Below are 18,335 nucleotides of genomic sequence, written 5' to 3'. Positions count from 1 at the left end.
CCCGGGTGAGTCCACTCTTCGAAACGGCAGGCAAGCGTGGAAGTTGTCATCGTTCCCGACGCCAGGGCAGGCGGCGAACTGATAGCCGAAGCCATGGCGCAGCTGCTCCGACGCAAGCCCGACGCCCTGCTCGGGGTGGCCACCGGATCGACGCCGCTGCCCGTCTACGAGGCGCTGGCGGCCAAGGTGCGCTCGGGCGCCGTGGACACCGCGCGGGCCCGGATCGCCCAGCTGGACGAGTACGTGGGGCTGCCCGCGGATCACCCCGAGTCGTACCGCTCGGTGCTGCGGCGCGAGGTGCTCGAACCGCTGGGGATCGGCATGGACGCGTTCATGGGACCGGACGGCACGGCGGACGACGTGCAGAGGGCATGCGAGGCGTACGACGAGGCGCTGGGCGGGGCCGGCGGGGTCGACCTCCAGCTGCTGGGGATCGGGACCGACGGGCACATCGGCTTCAACGAGCCGTGCTCCTCGCTGGCCTCGCGGACCCGGATCAAGACGCTCACCGAGCAGACCCGCGTCGACAACGCGCGCTTCTTCGACGGTGACATCGAACAGGTCCCGCACCACGTGATCACGCAGGGCATCGGCACCATCCTGGAGGCCCGGCACGTGGTGCTGCTCGCCACCGGCGAGGGCAAGGCGGACGCGGTAGCCGCGAGTGTCGAGGGTCCGGTGGCGGCGGTGTGCCCGGCCTCCGCGCTCCAGTTCCACCCGCATGCCACCGTCGTCGTCGACGAGGCCGCCGCCTCCAAGCTGAAGCTGGCCGACTACTTCCGGCACACCTTCGCGCACAAGCCCGCCTGGCAGGGCATCTGAGTCCGCGGGCACGTGCAGGGAGGGCGCTGGTCCCCGGTCACCGGGGGCGGCGCCCTTCGCCGTGTCCCACCTGCGCGGGAGCCGCGCCTGACCGGACACCCCACGGACCGGGACACCCGCACGGAGACGCCCTGAGCGGCTCCGGGGGACGCGCCCGGCGAGCGACCGTGCAGGCCGGCTGCCCGCCCGTGCGCCCGTCTGGATCTCGGGCGGCCGCACCGCACGCCTGCGCCCGCCTCACGCCCGTACACCCGGGCCCCCGGCCCCCGGCCGCCGCCGCACCGCACGCCCGCCCCGCCTCACGCCCGTACACCCGGGCCCCCGGCCGCCGCCGCACCGCGCGCCCGCCCCTCTCACGCCCGTACCCGCGCCCGGGCCGCCGCCGCACCGCGCGCCTGTGCCGGCCGCAGACTCCTGAGCGCCACACCCCACGCGTGTGCCGCCGCAGACTCCTGAGCGCCACACTCCACGCGTGTGCCGGCCTCACACCCGTCCCCCCTCCCCCCGTCCCCCTCCCCCGTACACCCGGGCCCGCCGTACGGCGAAGTCGCCGACCCCCTCGCAGGAGGGGGTCGGCGTCTTCGTGCATGTCGGGCGGTGTGTGTCACGCCCCCGTGAGAGCCTCCGCGGCTGCGCGGCCGCAGACGCGGGCTGCGCCGTGGGTGGCCACGTGGAGGGCGCCGCGTGGCGCCGCGCGGGGCACGCCCATCTCGACGACGATCGTGTCGGGGCGCTCCGCCAGCAGCGTGTCGAGGGCGGCCGCCATCCAGGGGTGCCGGTGTTCGTCGCGGACGACGGCCACGATGCGGCGCGGACCTGCCGCGCCCAGCACGTCCTTCCCGGCGTCCGGCCCGGTGAAGCTGCCGGTCTCCGTGCCGGGGAGCAGACGGAACAGCTCGGCGGCGACGCCCCAGGGGGTCTCGTCGCCGACCGCGATGTTCGCCACGGGGGTGAGCGCGGCGACGTAGGGCGCGTCGGTGAGGGCGGTGAAGCCGTCGGAGCCGGTGATCCGCAGGGCCCGGCGGGCGGCACTCAGGCCCACGTCCCCGTCGGTGCCGCTCGCGGACCGGGCGGCGGCGTCGGTGCGGTGCGCGGAGGTCCAGCGGGCCAGGGCGCGGACCCGTTCCGCCGCGTCGGCCAGCCGGTCCTCGGCCAGCTCGCCCGAGCGGACGGCCTCGACCAGGGCGTCGCGCAGCCGCAGCACGGTCCCCTCGTCGGCCAGGCCGCCGCCCACGCAGATCGCGTCGGCGCCCGCCCCGATGGCCAGGACGCTGCCGCGTTCGATGCCGTAGGTGCCCGAGATGGCCCGCATCTCCATGCCGTCGGTGACGATCAGGCCCTGGTGGCCCAGTTCGCCGCGGAGCAGGTCGGTCAGGATGCGGCGGGACAGCGTGGCCGGCCGGTCCGGGTCCAGGGCCGGGACCAGGATGTGGGCGCTCATCACCGCGCGGCTGCCGGCGGCGATGGCCGCGCGGAAGGGGGCGAGGTCGCGCTCGGCGAGCACCTCGGCGCCCACGTCGATGCGCGGCATCGCGTGGTGGGAGTCGACGGCGGTGTCGCCGTGACCGGGGAAGTGCTTGGTGCAGGCGGCCACGCCCACCGACTGGAGGCCGGTGACGTAGGCGGCGGTGTGCCGGGAGACCAGGTCGGTGCCGGCGCCGAAGGAGCGCACGCCGATGACCGGGTTGTCCGGGTTGGAGTTGACGTCGGCGGACGGCGCCCAGTTGAGGTTCACCCCGCAGGCCGCGAGCCGGCGGCCCAGTTCCGCGGCCACCTCCCGGGTCAGCTCCACGTCGTCCACCGCGCCGAGGGCGAGGTTGCCGGGGAAGGAGGAGCCGGTGCGGACCTCCAGGCGGGTGACGTCGCCGCCCTCCTCGTCGATGGCGACCAGCACGTCGTCGCGTTCGGCGCGCAGCTGGGCGGTCAGGGCGGCCAGTTGCCCGGCCGAGGCGATGTTGCGCCCGAACAGGCCGACGGAGGCCAGCCCCTCGCCGAGGCTGCGCAGCAACCAGTCGGGGGCGGTGGTCCCGGTGAAGCCGGGCTGGAGGACGGTCAGCGCGTCGCGCGTGAGCGTGTCGGTGCCGCTGGCGATTGTCGTCATCGGGTGGCGTTATCCCTTCACGGCGCCGGCGGTCAGGCCGCTGACGGCCTTGCGCTGCAGGAAGACGAAGAGGATCAGGATCGGGATGGCGAAGAGCGACGAGGCGGCCATGGTCGCACCCCAGTTGTCGCCGAAGACGGTCTGGAAGCTGGTGAGCCACAGCGGCAGGGTCTGCGCCTCGGCCTCCTTGTTGACGACCAGCACGAGGGGCAGTTCGTTCCACGCGGTGATGAAGCCGAACATCGAGGTGGACATCAGCCCCGGGGCGAGCAGCGGCAGGATGACCCGGCGGAACGCCTGGGCCCGGGTGCAGCCGTCGACCAGCGCGGACTCCTCCAGTTCCCTCGGCACGGCGGCGACGAAGCCGCGCAGCGTCAGGATGGTGAAGGGCAGGATCATCATCATGTAGAAGAGGGTCAGCGGCACGAGGCTGTTCAGCATCGAGGCGTCGCGCACGATCATGTAGATCGCGATGACCATGACTTCCCAGGGCGCCATCTGGGCGAGCATGAAGCCGACGATGAAGCCGCGCCGCCCCTTGAACCGCATCCGCGCCAGGGCGAACGCCCCGGCCAGCGCGATGACCAGCGAGAAGACGACCGCGCAGACGGTGACGATGAGCGAGTTGCCGACGTAGGTCCAGAAGTGGTCGGCCTCGACCGCGGTCTTGAAGTGGTCGAGCGTGACGTCGGTCGGGAACCAGACCGGGTCCTCCGAGATGATGTCGCCGGTCGGCTTGAAGGCCGTGGCGAACATCCAGTAGACGGGGAAGACGAGGCCGATGAACAGGACGACGGCCGTGACGTTGGGCCACAGGCGGCCGAAGAGCGAGCGCTTCACAGCTCGTCCTCCTCTTGCTTGAGCACGATCCTGAGGTAGTAGGCGGTCAGGCCGAGCAGGATCAGGATGGTCAGGACGGCGATCGCCGCGCCCATGCCGTAGTGCTGGTTGCCGACGCCCTCGATGTAGGCGTACACGGGCAGGATCTCGGTCAGCCGGTCCGGGCCGCCGCCGTTGAACGTGTACACCTGGACGAACGCCTTGAAGATCCAGATGACCTCCAGGAAGGTCGTCGCGTAGAGGAACGGCCGCAGGACCGGCAGGGTGACCGTGGTGAAGCTGCGCCAGGCGCCGGCCCCGTCCAGGGCGGCGGCCTCGTACAACTCGACGGAGATGGTGGTGGTCGCCGCGTACAGGTTGATGGCGACGAACGGGACCGACATCCAGACGATGAGCACGGTGACCACGAAGAAGGTCGACATCTGGCTGCCGGTCCAGCTGTAGTCGGCCATGGAGTGCCAGCCGAGCTTGTCCAGGACCCAGTTGACGACGCCGAAGCGCTGGGCGAAGAGCCACTGGTAGACGGTGGTCGCGGCGACCACCGGCATGGCCCACGCCAGCACCAGGCCGATCATCAGCACGAGACGCATCACCCTGCCGAGGCGGGCGAGCAGCAGGCCGATCAGGCCGCCGACCACCATGGTGAGGGCGACGTTGACCGCGGTGAAGATGATCGAGCGGACGGTGACCCGCCAGAAGTCCTCGCCGGTGAGGACCGCCTTGTAGTTGTCGAAGCCGGTCCATTCGGTGACGTGCTGGATCAGCTGCGCCATGTTGAGGTTCTGGAAGGACAGCAGGCCGTCCTTGACCAGCGGCCAGCCCAGCAGGAGCACGGTGGCCGCGCAGGCGGGCAGCAGCAACAGGTACGGGACGAGTGCGCCGGCGCGCGACGCGGCTCTCGGTTTCGGCCTGCCGGTGCCCTCGCCGTCCGTCTTGCGGACGTCCGACGGGCCGGAGGGCGGCCGTTCGGTCTGCACGGTCATGCTCGCGGTCTCTCTCTTCTCGACCTGTTCAACTCGACGCCGGGGCGGGGGCCGTCGCGTGCCGGCCCCCGCCCCGGCTCAGCCGGTCCTACTGCTGCTGCGCCAGGCGCTTGTTGAACTCGCCCTCGACCTGCTCGGCGGCCTCGGCCGGGGACTTCCCCTTCATCACGGCCGTCAGGTAGGTCTTGATCGGGTTGGGGTCGTTCTCGACCGCGGCCCACTCCGGGATCAGCGGCGTGGTGTCACCGCCCGCGGAGGCCGGCGCGGCGGCCTCGGCGGCGGCGTTGCCCTTGAGGTTGCTCTGCAGCGCGTCCTTGTTCGGGATGACGCCGTTGGCCTTGGACAGCGCGCCCTCGTACTTGTCGGACAGCGCGATCTTCAGGAACTCCTTGGCCAGCTCCTGCTTCTTGCTGCCCGCGGCGACGGCCAGGTTGGAGCCGCCGAGGAAGACGCCCTCGGGCTTGTCGGCCGTGGGACCCGGGATGGTGAAGTAGCCGAGGTCCTTCTCGATCGCCGGGTTGGTGGCGATCGCCGTGGCGCCCTCCCAGCCCATGCCGATGAAGGCGCCGGTCTTGCCCTTGGCGAAGATCTCACCCTGCTGCGGGGTGGCCTCGTCCTTGTCCTTGGGCGCCTTGGAGAGAGCCTGGAACTTCTTGTAGGTCTCGGTGGCGGCGGCGATCTTCGGGTCGGCCAGGTTGGAGACGTACTTGTCGCCGTCCTTCTTGACCAGCTCGGCGCCCTCGCCGATGGCCAGGCCCACGAAGTGGTACCAGTTCTGGCCGGGCAGGTAGATCGGCTCGGCGTCGGTCTTGTCGCCGATCGTCTTGAGGGCGTCGTAGAACTCGTCGCGGGTCTTGGGCGTGCCCTTGATGCCCGCGTCCGCCCAGATCTTCTTGTTGTAGACGACCACGCGGTTCACCACGAACCACGGGGCCGCGTACTGCTTGTCCTCGAAGACGGCGGACTTGTTGAGGGACTCGGACCAGTCGGTGCCGATCTCGCTCTTGAGGTCGCTCAGGTCGGCGAGGCCGCCGGTCTTGGCGTAGGCCGGCGTCTGGGTGTTGCCGATCTCGAAGACGTCGGGCGGGTTCTCCTCGGAGAGGGCGGTGGTCAGCTTCTGCTGGATACCGTTCCACTTCTGGATCTCGAACTTGACCTTGGCCTTGGTCTTCGCCTCGAACTCCTTGGCGAGGTCGGCCTGCCAGTCGTCCGGCGAGGATCCGTCCATGACCCACACGGTGAGCGTCTCACCGGCGTAGCCGTCCGCCCCGGCCTTCTTGCCGTCGTCGCCGTCGTCGCCCCCGCACGCCGCGATCGAGACCATCATGCCCGCGATACCGATCGCGGCTATCAGCTTGCGCTTCACGCCACCCTCCTCAGGGATGCCACAAAACCCCCCTGCCTCCCCGCGGTTGCTCGTCGACGCGGACCGCCCATGGGGCCGGGACCTGGACCAATGGTGTAGACCAGTACGGGGAGCTTGGCCCAGACCAATAGGGCTGTCAAGGGTGCGCAAGCACGGTCCATGCGTCCGTGATGCGACCGAGATATGCAGGGACCTTTCATTGCGCAAGCGGCAGATCGGGCGGACCGGGAGGGGGTGTACCACCGCCCGCCGAAGGGCGTGCCGACACGGTCCCGAACGCGCGTACCAGCGGTGTCCGACGGCGCTGTGGACTAGACCAACGGGGGGCGCGGAGGTATACAGAAGGGATCACGGAGCGTGCGGGGCCATCCTGCCCGGAGCCGTGCCACGATGTGGGCCGTGGCCGACAGGGATATCGGTCGCTTCGGCACCCGGAGCCGGGAAGGCAGAGCATGAGCACCGACGTCAGCAGTGCGGAGAACGAGGGTGGGGCGACCGTCCGTACCGCGCGCGTGCCCAAGTACTACCGACTGAAGAAGCACCTGCTGGACATGACCCGGACCCAGGCGCCGGGCACGCCGGTCCCTCCCGAGCGCACCCTGGCCGCCGAGTTCGACACCTCGCGCACGACGGTGCGCCAGGCCCTCCAGGAACTGGTCGTCGAGGGCCGCCTGGAGCGCATCCAGGGCAAGGGCACCTTCGTCGCCAAGCCCAAGGTCTCGCAGGCCCTGCAACTCACCTCGTACACCGAGGACATGCGGGCCCAGGGTCTCGAACCCACCTCGCAGCTGCTGGACATCGGCTACATCACCGCCGACGACCGGCTCGCCGGGCTGCTGGACATCACGGCCGGCGGTCGGGTGCTGCGCATCGAGCGGCTGCGCATGGCCAACGGCGAGCCCATGGCCATCGAGACCACCCACCTCAGCGCCAAGCGCTTCCCGGCGCTGCGCCGTTCCCTGGTGAAGTACACGTCCCTCTACACGGCGCTCGCCGAGGTCTACGACGTCCACCTCGCCGAGGCCGAGGAGACCATCGAGACCTCGCTGGCCACCCCGCGCGAGGCCGGGCTGCTCGGCACCGACGTCGGCCTGCCCATGCTGATGCTCTCCCGGCACTCGCAGGACCGCACCGGTCAGCCCGTGGAGTGGGTGCGCTCGGTGTACCGGGGCGACCGCTACAAGTTCGTGGCCCGGCTGAAGCGGCCCCAGGACTAGGGCCCGTCCGGCCCGGCGCGCCGGTCGCGCGGCTCGCGTGTCCGACATATTCCGCCACCCCGGACCGTGAAGTTGCAGTTCAGGACCGATATGCGGACGAGGGGTTCCGCTCTCTCGACGCCGTCACCTACATTTCGTGCGCACTGCACGAGGTGATCAGCGAGGGGACGGAGCCGCCGTATGTCACAAGCCCCAGAAGTGAGCAGAGGGCCGGTGGTGACGCCGGTGCGCGTCGTCATCGGCCTCTGCCTTGTCGCACCGTTCGTCGCCATGCTCTGGGTCGGTTCGTACGCGAAGACGGACCCGGCCTTCATCGGCATCCCGTTCTTCTACTGGTACCAGATGGCGTGGGTGGTCCTCTCCACCGCGCTGACGATGATCGCCTACAAGCTGTGGCAGCGTGACCAGCGCGCCCGCCGGGAAGGCGGTTCGAAGTGAACGACGGCGTGAACGGCGTCGCACTCGCCGTCTTCATCTTCTTCTTCCTGCTCGTCACCGCCATGGGCTTCCTCGCCGCCCGCTGGCGCAGGGCCGAGAACGAGCACAGCCTCGACGAGTGGGGCCTGGGCGGCCGCTCGTTCGGCACCTGGGTCACCTGGTTCCTGCTGGGCGGCGACCTGTACACGGCGTACACCTTCGTGGCCGTGCCGGCGGCGATCTACGCGGCCGGCGCCTCGGGCTTCTTCGCGGTGCCGTACACGATCCTGGTCTACCCGCTGATCTTCACCTTCCTGCCCCGGCTGTGGTCGGTCTCCCACAAGCACGGCTACGTGACGACCTCGGACTTCGTGCGCGGCCGGTTCGGCTCGAAGGGGCTGTCGCTGGCGGTGGCCGTGACCGGCATCCTCGCCACCATGCCGTACATCGCGCTCCAGCTCGTCGGCATCCAGGCCGTGCTGGACGTGATGGGCCTCGGCGGCGGCGAGGACACCAACTGGTTCATCAAGGACCTGCCCCTGCTGATCGCCTTCGGCGTGCTGGCGGCCTACACCTACTCGTCGGGGCTGCGCGCGCCCGCGCTGATCGCCTTCGTGAAGGACACGCTGATCTACATCGTCATCGCGGTGGCGATCATCTACATCCCGATCAAGCTGGGCGGCTTCGACGACATCTTCGCGGCGGCGGGCGACAAGTTCACCGAGTCGGGCAAGGGCTCGCTGACGCCGGACCACGGCGGCCAGTGGACCTACGCCACGCTGGCGCTGGGCTCCGCGCTCGCGCTCTTCATGTACCCGCACTCGATCACCGCGACGCTGTCCTCGCGCAGCCGTGAGGTGATCCGCCGCAACACCACGATCCTGCCGCTGTACTCGCTGATGCTGGGCCTGCTCGCGCTGCTGGGCTTCATGGCGATCGCGGCCGGGGTGAAGGTGGAGAACGGGCAGCTGGCGATCCCCCAGCTCTTCGAGAACATGTTCCCGGACTGGTTCGCCGGCGTGGCCTTCGCGGCGATCGGCATCGGCGCCCTGGTCCCGGCGGCGATCATGTCGATCGCGGCCGCCAACCTCTTCACCCGCAACATCTACAAGGACTTCATCAAGCCGGACGCCACCCCGGCCCAGGAGACCAAGGTCTCCAAGCTGGTGTCCCTGCTGGTGAAGGTGGGCGCGCTGGTGTTCGTGCTCGGCATGGACAAGACCGTCGCGATCAACTTCCAGCTGCTCGGCGGCATCTGGATCCTGCAGACCTTCCCGGCCCTGGTGGGCGGCCTGTTCACCCGCTGGTTCCACCGCTGGGCCCTGCTCGGCGGCTGGGCGGTCGGCATGGTCTACGGCACGGTCGCCGCGTACGGGGTGGCCTCGCCGACGCAGAAGCACTTCGGCGGTTCCTCCGACGAGATCCCGGGCATCGGTGAGATCGGCTACATCGGCCTCACCGCCTTCGTGCTGAACGTGGTGGTCACCGTGGTCCTGACCTTCGTCATGCGGGCGCTCAAGGCTCCCGACGGCGTCGACGAGACCAAGCCCGGTGACTACACGGCGGACGCGGGCGACCCCGGCGTCGAGGTGGAGCTGCCGCCGGCCACGGCGGGCACCTCGCACTGATCCCCTCCCCCATGCGGGCCGTCGGAGAAATCCGGCGGCCCGCTGTCGTACCCGTCGGGCACACTCGGGTTCATGGACTTCGTGATCCGGCGTGCCACGGCCGAGGAGTACGCCCCCCTCGGTGAGATCACCGCGCGCGCCTACCTGGGCGACGGCCTCCTCGACTTCGGGGAGGACGACGCCTACCTCCACGAGCTGCGCGCCGTGGCCCGGCGGGCGGCCGCCGCCGAGGTGCTGGTCGCCGCATCGGACGGCGGTGTGCTCGGTGGCGTCACCTTCGTGCCCCGCGGTGGCCCGATGGCCGACATCGCCCGTCCCGGCGAGGCCGAGATACGCATGCTCGCCGTCGCCCGCGAGGCGCGCGGACGCGGCGCCGGCGAGGCGCTGGTGCGGGCCTGCGTCGACCGCGCCCGGTCCGTGCCGGGCTGCGCGCGGGTCGTGCTGTCCACCCAGCGGACCATGCACGGCGCCCACCGCCTCTACGCGCGCCTGGGTTTCACCCGCACCCCGGAGCGCGACTGGAACCCCCTGCCGAAGCTGGACGACTTTACCCTGCTCACCTACGAACTGACGCTCTGACACCCTCCCGGCACGCTCACGGACACAACATCTGGGGGTGCTGGCGGCGCCCGGCACAAGATGTATGCTCGTGCTCGCTGTCGCCGCAGGGGAATCCGGTGCGAATCCGGAACTGTCCCGCAACGGTGTACTTGTGCGTGTCCGCGTCCCCACGTGTCCGCGCACGGGCTTGAGTCCGAGGACCTGCCGACAGTGCGCCCGGCCGCCTTGGCCCGGGTGCCATGACGTCCGGGCCTCGTGGAGTGGGCCGGTGGACGCGACGCCGTGCGCGCTCGTGAGCTGCCTCCTGCCCTCCGCCAGGCCCCGTGCCGAGCGAGGGAGTGCTCCACGTGACCATCGCGCCAGCCGATCCGGCTTCAGCGACCCCGGTGGCGGCGACCGCGGAACCGGACGGTCCCGGTACCGCGCTGCTGCGGACCCTGACCGAGCTGACCGCCGACCTCCCGGGCGCCGACCCCGGCCGGGTCGCCGCCGCCGCGCTGCGCGGCCGGTCCACCCGTGCGGACGAGGCCGAGCTGCGCGAGCTGGCCACCGAGGCCGCCGCCGGACTGATCTCGGAGGACCCGGTCTACTCCCGGCTCGCCGCCCGCCTGCTGACCCTCACCATCCGGGCCGAGGCCGCCTCCCAGGGCGTCACCTCCTTCACCGGGTCGGTCGCCACCGGTCACCGCGAGGGCCTGATCGCCGACCGCACCGCCGCGTTCGTACGGCTGCACGCGGAGCGGCTGGACGCGCTGATCGACCCGGCCGCCGACGACCGCTTCGGCTACTTCGGTCTGCGTACCCTGCACAGCCGGTACCTGCTCCGGCACCCGATCACCCGCAAGGTGGTCGAGACGCCCCAGCACTTCATGCTGCGCGTGGCCGCCGGGCTCGCCGAGGACGACACCGCCCGCTCGGCCGACGAGGTGGCCGCCCTCTACGGGCTGATGAGCCGCCTCGACTACCTGCCCTCCTCCCCCACCCTCTTCAACTCCGGCACCCGGCACGCCCAGATGTCGTCCTGCTACCTCCTCGACTCCCCCAAGGACGAGCTGGACTCCCTCTACGACCGCCTCCACCAGGTGGCCCGCCTCTCCAAGCACGCCGGCGGCATCGGCATCGCCTACTCCCGCATCCGCTCCCGCGGCTCGCTCATCCGCGGCACCAACGGGCACTCCAACGGCATCGTCCCGTTCCTGAAGACGCTCGACGCCTCGGTCGCCGCCGTGAACCAGGGCGGCCGGCGCAAGGGCGCCGCGGCGGTCTACCTGGAGACCTGGCACGCCGACATCGAGGAGTTCCTGGAGCTGCGGGACAACACCGGCGAGGACGCCCGCCGCACCCACAACCTCAACCTCGCCCACTGGGTGCCGGACGAGTTCATGCGCCGGGTGGACGCCGACGGGCAGTGGTCCCTGTTCTCGCCCGCCGACGTGCCCGAGCTGGTCGACCTCTGGGGCGCGGAGTTCGACGTGGCGTACCGTGCGGCGGAGGCGGCGGGGCTGGCCCGCAGGACGCTGCCCGCCCGTGAGCTGTACGGGCGCATGATGCGTACCCTCGCGCAGACCGGCAACGGCTGGATGACCTTCAAGGACACCGCCAACCGCACCGCCAACCAGACCGCCGAGCCGGGCCACGTCGTCCACTCCTCCAACCTCTGCACGGAGATCCTGGAGGTCACCGACGACGGGGAGACGGCGGTCTGCAACCTGGGCTCGGTCAACCTCGGCGCGTTCGTCGACGTGGCCGCGGGCGACCTCGACTGGGAGCGGCTGGACGCCACCGTCCGCACCGCCGTCACCTTCCTGGACCGGGTCGTCGACATCAACTTCTACCCGACCGAGCAGGCGGGCCGCTCCAACGCCCGCTGGCGCCCGGTGGGCCTCGGCGCGATGGGCCTGCAGGACGTCTTCTTCCGGCTGCGCCTGCCCTTCGACTCCCCCGAGGCGAAGGCCCTCTCCACCCGCATCGCCGAGCGCATCATGCTCGCGGCCTACGAGACCTCCACCGACCTCGCCGAGCGCAACGGCCCGCTGCCTGCCTGGGAGAAGACCCGTACGGCCCGGGGCGTGCTGCACCCCGACCACTACGGCGTCGAGGCGGCCTGGCCCGAGCGCTGGGCCGCGCTGCGCGCGCGCATGGCCACCACCGGCCTGCGCAACTCCCTGCTCCTGGCGATCGCCCCGACCGCCACCATCGCCTCGATCGTGGGCGCCTACGAGTGCATCGAGCCGCAGGTGTCCAACCTGTTCAAGCGCGAGACGCTCTCCGGCGAGTTCCTCCAGGTCAACTCGTACCTGGTGGACGACCTCAAGCGGCTCGGCGTGTGGGACGCCCGCACCCGCGAGGCGCTGCGCGAGGCCAACGGCTCGGTGCAGGGGTTCTCCTGGATCCCCGAGGACGTCCGCGCCCTGTACCGCACCGCCTGGGAGATCCCGCAGCGCGGCCTGATCGACATGGCCGCCGCCCGCACCCCGTACCTCGACCAGGCCCAGTCGCTGAACCTGTTCCTGGAGACGCCGACCATCGGGAAGCTCTCCTCGATGTACGCGTACGCCTGGAAGCAGGGCCTGAAGACCACGTACTACCTGCGTTCCCGCCCGGCGACCCGCATCGCCCGCGCCGCCGCCCGGGCCACCGTCCCCGCACAGCAGACCCCCGATCCCGAAGCGGTCGCCTGCTCCCTGGAAAACCCCGAGTCCTGCGAGGCCTGCCAGTAATGACCACCGAGATCCCCGCGACCCCCGCGACCCCCGCCACCAAGAACCTGCTCGACCCGGGCTTCGAACTGACCCTGCGCCCCATGCGCTACCCGGACTTCTACGAGCGCTACCGGGACGCCATCAAGAACACCTGGCACGTCGAGGAGGTCGACCTCCACTCGGACGTCGCCGACCTGGCGAAGCTCAGCCCCATGGAGCAGCACCTGATCGGCCGGCTGGTGGCCTTCTTCGCCACCGGCGACTCGATCGTCGCGAACAACCTGGTGCTCACCCTCTACAAGCACATCAACTCCCCCGAGGCGCGGCTGTACCTGTCCCGCCAGCTCTTCGAGGAGGCCGTGCACGTCCAGTTCTATCTGACGCTGCTGGACACCTACCTGCCCGACCCGGAGGACCGCGCCGCCGCCTTCGCGGCCGTGGAGAACATCCCCTCCATCCGCGAGAAGGCCGAATTCTGCTTCAGGTGGATGGACTCGGTCGAGTCGATCGACCGGCTGGAGAGCCGGGCCGACCGCCGCCGCTTCCTGCTCAACCTCATCTGCTTCGCCGCGTGCATCGAGGGCCTGTTCTTCTACGGCGCCTTCGCCTACGTGTACTGGTTCCGCAGCCGGGGCCTGCTGCACGGCCTGGCCACCGGCACCAACTGGGTGTTCCGGGACGAGACCATGCACATGTCCTTCGCCTTCGACGTGGTGGACACCGTGCGCAAGGAGGAGCCGGAGCTGTTCGACGAAGGGCTCCGGCAGCAGGTCACCGACATGCTGCGGGAGGCCGTCGAGGCCGAGCTGCAGTTCGCGCGCGACCTGTGCGGTGACGGCCTCCCCGGCATGAACACCGACTCGATGCGGGAGTACCTGGAGTGCGTCGCCGACCAGCGTCTGACGCGGCTCGGCTTCGCCCCGGTGTACGGCTCCGAGAACCCCTTCTCCTTCATGGAGCTGCAGGGCGTTCAGGAGCTGACCAACTTCTTCGAGCGCCGCCCCTCGGCGTACCAGGTCGCGGTGGAGGGCACCGTCGACCTGTCCGAGGACTTCTGAGTCCGCCGGGGCTCCTCGCTCTCCCGCCGGTTCTCCTGGGCCTCCCTGAGCTGACGGTCGATGCGCTTCTCGCGCACGATGCCGATCACCGAGGGGAGGACCATGAGGACCAGGAGTCCGAAGGTCGCGAGCATTCCGATCAGGGCTTCCATCTGGTTGCTGTTCATGACACCACTGTCGCGCCCCGGACTCCTTACCGGCAGTGGCAGGACTGCCGCAGGGCCTCGATTTCCTGCCACTTCCGAGGCACACTGTCGGCATGTTGCGGAACGTGGCGGCCGTCCTGCTCGACGGCGCGCATCCTTTCGAACTGGGCGTCGTCTGCGAGGTCTTCGGCATCGACCGGAGCGACGAGGGCCTGCCGCGGTACGACTTCGCGGTGGTCTCCGCGGAGGGCCCCGAGCTGACCACCCACGTCGGCGGGCTCACCGTCTCCACGCCCTACGGGCTGGAGCGGCTGGAGGAGGCCGACCTGATCACCGTGCCGGCGGGGAGCGACTTCGCCCGCCGGGAGTACCCGCCGGAGCTGCTGGAGGCGCTGCGGCGCGCCGTGGACCGGGGTGCGCGGGTGCTGAGCGTGTGCTCCGGGGTGTTCGTGCTGGGCGCCGCCGGTCTGCTGGACGGCCGGCGGTGCGCGGTGCACTGGCACCACGCCGCCGAGCTGACCCGGCAGTACCCGCGGGCGTCCGTGGCCCCCGACGTGCTCTACGTGGACGAGGACCCGGTGATCACCAGCGCCGGCACCGCCGCCGGCATCGACGCCTGTCTGCACATCGTCCGCAAGGAGCAGGGGCCGGAGGTCGCCAACAAGATCGCCCGGCGCATGGTCGTGCCGCCGCACCGGGACGGCGGCCAGGCCCAGTACATCGAACGGCCGCTGCCGCGCTCCTCCTGCGACACCGTCGGCGAGGTGCTGTCCTGGATGGAACAGCACCTCGACGAGGAGGTCACCGTCGACCAGCTCGCGGCGCGGGCGCACATGTCGCCGCGCACCTTCGCCCGCCGCTTCCAGCAGGAGACGGGTACGACCCCCTACCGCTGGATACTGCGCCAGCGCGTGCTGCTGGCCCAGCGGCTGCTGGAGGCGACGGACGAGACGATGGACGCGATCGCGTGGCGCACCGGATTCGGTACGGCGGCGGCCCTCAGGCACCAGTTCGTCAGGGCCCTGGACACCACACCGCACGCCTACCGGCGCGCCTTCCGCGGCCCGCAGGCGGCGGCCTGAGCGTCACCGGGCCACGGGCCTGACCAGCAGGTCGTGCGGACGGAGGGTGATGCCCACCCGGACCGCGTCGTTGGAGCCGGCCACCTGCTCGAAGCGGTACTTCGCGGCCAGGGCCGCCGTGATCAGCGTCAGCTGCGCCATCGAGAAGTGGTCGCTCGGGCACTTCCGATTGCCGACGCTGAACGGCTTCATGGCGTATTTCGGTACCTCCCCCGCACGCTCCGGAAGCCATCGGTCCGGGTCGAACTCCAGGTTGTCGGCGTACGACTTCGCATCGCGCTGGATTGCGAACGGACTGTAGATGATGTCCGACCCGGCCGGAATGCGATAGCCACCGAGTTCGGTCTCGACGACCGCGCGGCGCGTCAATACCCACACGGCGGGACGCAAACGCATGGCTTCCACGATGACATTGTTCGTGTGGGTGAGCCTGCGGACGTCCTCGAATGCGACGGGGCGCCCTCCGGTGACCTCCCGGACTTCGTCGCGTATGCGGTCCGCGTGTTCCGGGTGGTCGGCAAGTGCCTGCAGCAACCACATGATCGTGGAGGCGATGGTCTCACTTCCGGGGGTGAGTATCGCGACCACCTGGTCGTGGATCTCCTGTTCCCCGATCGGGTCGCCATTGTCGTCCTTCGCCTCCAGCAACGCCGTCAGCAAATCGTCCGGCTTTTGACCGGATGCGCGGCGCTCGGCGATGATCTCGTCGACCAGCAGGTGCAAATCGGCCAGCGCGTTGTTGAATTCGCGATTGGCCGGAAGCGGCAGCCGGTAGAGCGGCCCCAGCGGGACGACCATGCGCCGGTACATGCCCCGGAAGACGGTGGCGAGCGCGACGCACAGCCGCTCCGCCCGCTCGTCCATGTACTGGCCGCGCAGCAGGCAGCGGGCCGCGACGCGCACGGCGACGCGGAAGGACTCGGAGGTGGCGTCGACCGTCCGCCCGGGCTGCCAGCGTTCGGCGAGCGCGTGGGCCTCCTCCTCCATGATCGGCCCGTAGGCGGGGATGGCGTCGAGCCGGAACGCCGGCTGGATGGTGCGCCGCTGCCGGCGGTGGAGCGGGCCGTTGGCCGTCGCCACGCCCTCCTTGCCGAGCAGGCCCTCCAGGGACTCCCAGAGCGGACCGGCTATGTGGTAGTCGGGGCTCAGGGCCAGGGCGCCCGTGAGCTCGGGCGCGGTGACCGCGTAGACGGTCTTGGGGCCCAGCTTGATGCGAACGATGTCGCCGTGGTCGCGCAGCTGGGACATGAAGGCCAGCGGGTCGCGGGCCAGTCGCCAGCCGTGGCCGAGGAGCGGGACGCCGCCGCCCGCCACGGGCGGCTCGGGTGTCGCCTCGTCCCGGCCCGCGGGGGGCGCGGGCGCGTCCTGTCCGGCGGTCGCCGGGGACTCGGGGAAGGACTGGACGGTCATTTCTCACCTGCCGGTTCGTTGTTGACGTACGGGGGTGTGGACCGGTCGTCCCAGTTGTCGACCATGTACCGGCCGGACTCGTGGTGGAACCAGTAGACGGAGCTGAACCAGTTCCGCATATTGCCGACGTTGGCCCGCACGGCGCCGCTCAGTTCTTTTCCGCGCACGGTGCCGTCGTCGATCCGGTCGGCGAGCCTCAACGCTTCCTGTTCCACGTCGAGGAATTCGGTGATGCATTCCTCCACGCGCCGCCGGACTTCCCCGATGGATTCCTCCAGGGTTAATCCGTGATGAGTGATGAGACTGATACCGAGATTGTGGACCTCGTCGCCCGCTATTTCCTTGGGCAGGGAGCAGAGGTCGTTGTACCAGGCGGCGAATTCCTGGCTCAGCAAGGCGGCCCGACGGTACGCCGGATGTTTCCGCACGGTGTCCGGGAGTTCGCAGCCCGCGCTCGGCTCCAGCAGATCGGTCCAGATCCAGTGCGCGAACGTGAGCCGGCGCAGTTCGAGGTACTCCTCCACGCCGGGCACGATTCCGTGGGTCCGGTTGTGGAATTCCCGGTCGTACGCCTCGATCACCGCGTGGAAGTGCCGGGCGAACCGGGCATTCCACCTCGCCGGCGGCGGCAGGAAGGCGTACAACCGCCGCACACTGTCGGCGAACCCGGCGACCAGGGTGTCCTCGTGGTGCAGGTGGTCCTCGGGAGAGTCGAGGGCCGCGTGCAGCTGGTTCCGCAGCCGCCGCCAGGCGCCGGGGCGGTCGTGGACGATGTCGCGGTCGTGCCGGTCGTCCCAGACGAAGAACCAGGCGCTGTAGTCCGCGATCGCCTGCAGGACCTCGTCGGGGGCGCCCAGGTAGTACCCCGCCATGAGGTCTGTGTAGCACAGGCCGTCGGCATATTCCGCGACCTTGTCCGCCGGCATGAGCCGTTTCTCGAGCAGCCAGGTACGGGTCTTCTCCTGGAGCCTCGGCCAATACGGGTGCAGTCGGCGGGGAAATGCCGCCTCGATCACCGGAAGGCGGAGCGATGGCGGTACTGCGATCGCGGTCGGTGTCGCTGTGGTGCCGTGTGAGAAAGCATGCACGAACAAACCCCTCTCAGCCGCCGGTGGCGCACCCCTCGCGCTGAGCGGGGCGTGCGCCGTTGCGTATCCCCGCGCTTCCTATTCAGCACCACAACTGACCGCTATGGGAACGGATTTGCTCCATTCACTACCCCCGGTGCCGGAATTCTCCTGTTGTGTGGCAGGTTCCGACAGACGGACGGCGCCTGCCCGGGGGAGTCCCGAACAGGCGCCGTGCGTACGGAAGATGTGTGACCGGTGGGGCGGTGTCAGTCGTTCGCGACCACGGGGTAGCGCGGCTCGTTCTCGGCCATCTGCCGCAGCGCTTCCTTGCGTTCACGCTTGGAGAGCCGGTCGATGTACAGGTACCCGTACAGGTGGTCCGTCTCGTGCTGCAAACACCGTGCGAAGTAGCCGGTGCCGCGCACCTTGACCGGGTTGCCCTTCTCGTCCTGCCCGGTCACCTCGGCGTAGTCGGGGCGGGCGAGCGGCGCGTAGGCGGTGGGCACGGACAGGCAGCCCTCGTTGCTGTCGTCCAGCCGGCGCCGGTCGGCGGGCAGTTCGACGAGCCGCGGGTTGCAGACCACGCCCACGTGGCGGACGCCCTCGTCGTCGGGGCAGTCGTAGACGAAGACCTTCTTGGCGACGCCGATCTGGTTGGCGGCGAGGCCGACGCCCTCGGCGGTGCGCTGGCTGGCGAACATGTCCGCGACCAGCTGCTGGAACTCCTCGCCGAAGTCGGTGACGTCCTCGCACTCCTTGTGCAGCACCGGGTTGCCGACCACCGTGATCGGACGCGAGGTGCCGCGCTCCCGCCAGGCCGTCTCGCGCTCCTCGCACTCCTCGGTGTCGACGACGAACCCGTCCTCGTCCACGGGGAGCACGCCCGCGTGCTGCTGATCGGTGTCCTGCTGGGCCATGACCGACGTATGCCT

General features: G+C 70.3%; 16 protein-coding genes and 1 riboswitch. Of the genes, 8 read left to right on the top strand and 8 right to left on the bottom strand.

Features of this window, described 5'->3' with window-relative positions; genetic code table 11:
• Positions 1-36: 36 nt before the first annotated feature.
• Positions 37-822, top strand: a complete 786-nt coding sequence (nagB, locus tag ACGF5T_RS03180) for a glucosamine-6-phosphate deaminase (RefSeq protein ID WP_366766124.1) — start codon at positions 37-39, stop codon at positions 820-822.
• Positions 823-1,426: 604 nt separating this feature from the next.
• On the opposite strand, the gene ACGF5T_RS03175 is transcribed toward nagB, so the two are convergent.
• The 4 genes from ACGF5T_RS03175 to dasA all read right to left on the bottom strand — a co-directional run bounded on the left by ACGF5T_RS03175 (position 1,427) and on the right by dasA (position 6,112).
• A complete protein-coding gene (locus ACGF5T_RS03175) occupies positions 1,427-2,923 on the bottom strand; it encodes a glycoside hydrolase family 3 protein (protein WP_356604447.1) in 1,497 nt (498 codons plus the stop codon).
• Between the two features lie 9 nt (positions 2,924-2,932).
• The gene (locus ACGF5T_RS03170; protein WP_356604445.1) at positions 2,933-3,763 is read right to left on the bottom strand and encodes a carbohydrate ABC transporter permease; all 831 of its coding nucleotides are present in this window, start codon (positions 3,761-3,763) and stop codon (positions 2,933-2,935) included.
• Positions 3,760-4,746, bottom strand: a complete 987-nt coding sequence (locus tag ACGF5T_RS03165) for a sugar ABC transporter permease (RefSeq protein WP_361017148.1) — start codon at positions 4,744-4,746, stop codon at positions 3,760-3,762. The genes ACGF5T_RS03170 and ACGF5T_RS03165 overlap by 4 nt, the downstream gene beginning before the upstream one ends.
• An 88-nt stretch (positions 4,747-4,834) precedes the next feature.
• Positions 4,835-6,112, bottom strand: coding sequence for a N,N'-diacetylchitobiose ABC transporter substrate-binding protein DasA (gene dasA / locus ACGF5T_RS03160; protein ID WP_356604441.1), 1,278 nt, complete (start codon positions 6,110-6,112; stop codon positions 4,835-4,837).
• A 452-nt stretch (positions 6,113-6,564) separates the two neighbouring features.
• Between dasA and ACGF5T_RS03155 the strand changes: the two genes are divergently transcribed.
• The 6 genes from ACGF5T_RS03155 (at position 6,565) to ACGF5T_RS03130 (ending at position 13,695) form a co-directional block, all read left to right on the top strand.
• On the top strand, positions 6,565-7,329 hold the full coding sequence (locus tag ACGF5T_RS03155; RefSeq protein ID WP_053136900.1) for a GntR family transcriptional regulator: 765 nt from the start codon (positions 6,565-6,567) through the stop codon (positions 7,327-7,329).
• Between the two features lie 180 nt (positions 7,330-7,509).
• Positions 7,510-7,767, top strand: coding sequence for a DUF3311 domain-containing protein (locus ACGF5T_RS03150; RefSeq protein WP_356604439.1), 258 nt, complete (start codon positions 7,510-7,512; stop codon positions 7,765-7,767).
• Entirely contained in the window at positions 7,764-9,374 is a 1,611-nt protein-coding gene (gene mctP / locus ACGF5T_RS03145) for a monocarboxylate uptake permease MctP (protein ID WP_356604437.1), read from the top strand. Before ACGF5T_RS03150 ends, mctP begins: the two co-directional genes overlap by 4 nt.
• Positions 9,375-9,446: 72 nt before the next feature.
• Positions 9,447-9,953 carry a GNAT family N-acetyltransferase gene (locus tag ACGF5T_RS03140; protein WP_366766123.1) on the top strand — a complete coding sequence of 169 codons (507 nt, stop codon included), beginning with the start codon at positions 9,447-9,449 and terminating at the stop codon, positions 9,951-9,953.
• A 24-nt stretch (positions 9,954-9,977) separates the two neighbouring features.
• Positions 9,978-10,159, top strand: a riboswitch (cobalamin riboswitch).
• A 123-nt stretch (positions 10,160-10,282) separates the two neighbouring features.
• The gene (locus ACGF5T_RS03135; RefSeq protein ID WP_366766122.1) at positions 10,283-12,655 is read left to right on the top strand and encodes a ribonucleoside-diphosphate reductase subunit alpha; all 2,373 of its coding nucleotides are present in this window, start codon (positions 10,283-10,285) and stop codon (positions 12,653-12,655) included.
• On the top strand, positions 12,655-13,695 hold the full coding sequence (locus ACGF5T_RS03130; protein WP_361017152.1) for a ribonucleotide-diphosphate reductase subunit beta: 1,041 nt from the start codon (positions 12,655-12,657) through the stop codon (positions 13,693-13,695). Before ACGF5T_RS03135 ends, ACGF5T_RS03130 begins: the two co-directional genes overlap by 1 nt.
• On the opposite strand, the gene ACGF5T_RS03125 is transcribed toward ACGF5T_RS03130, so the two are convergent.
• Positions 13,608-13,862: a hypothetical protein gene (locus ACGF5T_RS03125; RefSeq protein WP_356604429.1), complete on the bottom strand. Its 255-nt coding sequence runs from the start codon at positions 13,860-13,862 to the stop codon at positions 13,608-13,610. The genes ACGF5T_RS03130 and ACGF5T_RS03125 overlap by 88 nt on opposite strands.
• Positions 13,863-13,954: 92 nt before the next feature.
• Here ACGF5T_RS03125 and ACGF5T_RS03120 point away from each other — a divergent pair, with 92 nt between their 5' ends.
• Complete coding sequence (locus ACGF5T_RS03120; RefSeq protein WP_366766121.1) at positions 13,955-14,923, top strand: helix-turn-helix domain-containing protein; 969 nt, start codon at positions 13,955-13,957, stop codon at positions 14,921-14,923.
• 3 nt (positions 14,924-14,926) lie between these two features.
• Here ACGF5T_RS03120 and ACGF5T_RS03115 read toward each other — a convergent pair whose 3' ends face one another.
• From ACGF5T_RS03115 to def, 3 genes are all read right to left on the bottom strand, one after another.
• On the bottom strand, positions 14,927-16,333 hold the full coding sequence (locus tag ACGF5T_RS03115; RefSeq protein ID WP_366766120.1) for a cytochrome P450: 1,407 nt from the start codon (positions 16,331-16,333) through the stop codon (positions 14,927-14,929).
• Positions 16,330-17,421 (bottom strand): epi-isozizaene synthase, encoded by a 1,092-nt coding sequence (gene cyc1, locus ACGF5T_RS03110; RefSeq protein WP_366766119.1) that lies wholly within the window; start codon positions 17,419-17,421, stop codon positions 16,330-16,332. The genes ACGF5T_RS03115 and cyc1 overlap by 4 nt, the downstream gene beginning before the upstream one ends.
• Before the next feature lie 248 nt (positions 17,422-17,669).
• Positions 17,670-18,320, bottom strand: a complete 651-nt coding sequence (gene def, locus ACGF5T_RS03105; protein ID WP_356604421.1) for a peptide deformylase — start codon at positions 18,318-18,320, stop codon at positions 17,670-17,672.
• Between the last annotated feature and the right edge of the window lie 15 nt (positions 18,321-18,335).

Origin of the sequence: Streptomyces sp. NPDC047853, assembly GCF_043204535.1 — a bacterium.
GTDB lineage: Bacteria > Actinomycetota > Actinomycetes > Streptomycetales > Streptomycetaceae > Streptomyces.
The sequence above is the reverse complement of the archived record's forward strand: the minus strand, read 5'-3'. Positions and strand labels throughout refer to the sequence as shown.

Bases quoted from the DNA above. Each gene is read 5' to 3' on its own strand.
- def (WP_356604421.1), bottom strand. From the start codon at position 18,320: ATGGCCCAGCAGGACACCGATCAGCAGCACGCGGGCGTGCTCCCCGTG.
- ACGF5T_RS03120 (WP_366766121.1), top strand. From the start codon at position 13,955: ATGTTGCGGAACGTGGCGGCCGTCCTGCTCGACGGCGCGCATCCTTTC.
- ACGF5T_RS03175 (WP_356604447.1), bottom strand. From the start codon at position 2,923: ATGACGACAATCGCCAGCGGCACCGACACGCTCACGCGCGACGCGCTG.
- ACGF5T_RS03155 (WP_053136900.1), top strand. From the start codon at position 6,565: ATGAGCACCGACGTCAGCAGTGCGGAGAACGAGGGTGGGGCGACCGTC.
- ACGF5T_RS03140 (WP_366766123.1), top strand. From the start codon at position 9,447: ATGGACTTCGTGATCCGGCGTGCCACGGCCGAGGAGTACGCCCCCCTC.
- ACGF5T_RS03165 (WP_361017148.1), bottom strand. From the start codon at position 4,746: ATGACCGTGCAGACCGAACGGCCGCCCTCCGGCCCGTCGGACGTCCGC.
- ACGF5T_RS03115 (WP_366766120.1), bottom strand. From the start codon at position 16,333: ATGACCGTCCAGTCCTTCCCCGAGTCCCCGGCGACCGCCGGACAGGAC.
- ACGF5T_RS03125 (WP_356604429.1), bottom strand. From the start codon at position 13,862: ATGAACAGCAACCAGATGGAAGCCCTGATCGGAATGCTCGCGACCTTC.
- ACGF5T_RS03150 (WP_356604439.1), top strand. From the start codon at position 7,510: ATGTCACAAGCCCCAGAAGTGAGCAGAGGGCCGGTGGTGACGCCGGTG.
- ACGF5T_RS03130 (WP_361017152.1), top strand. From the start codon at position 12,655: ATGACCACCGAGATCCCCGCGACCCCCGCGACCCCCGCCACCAAGAAC.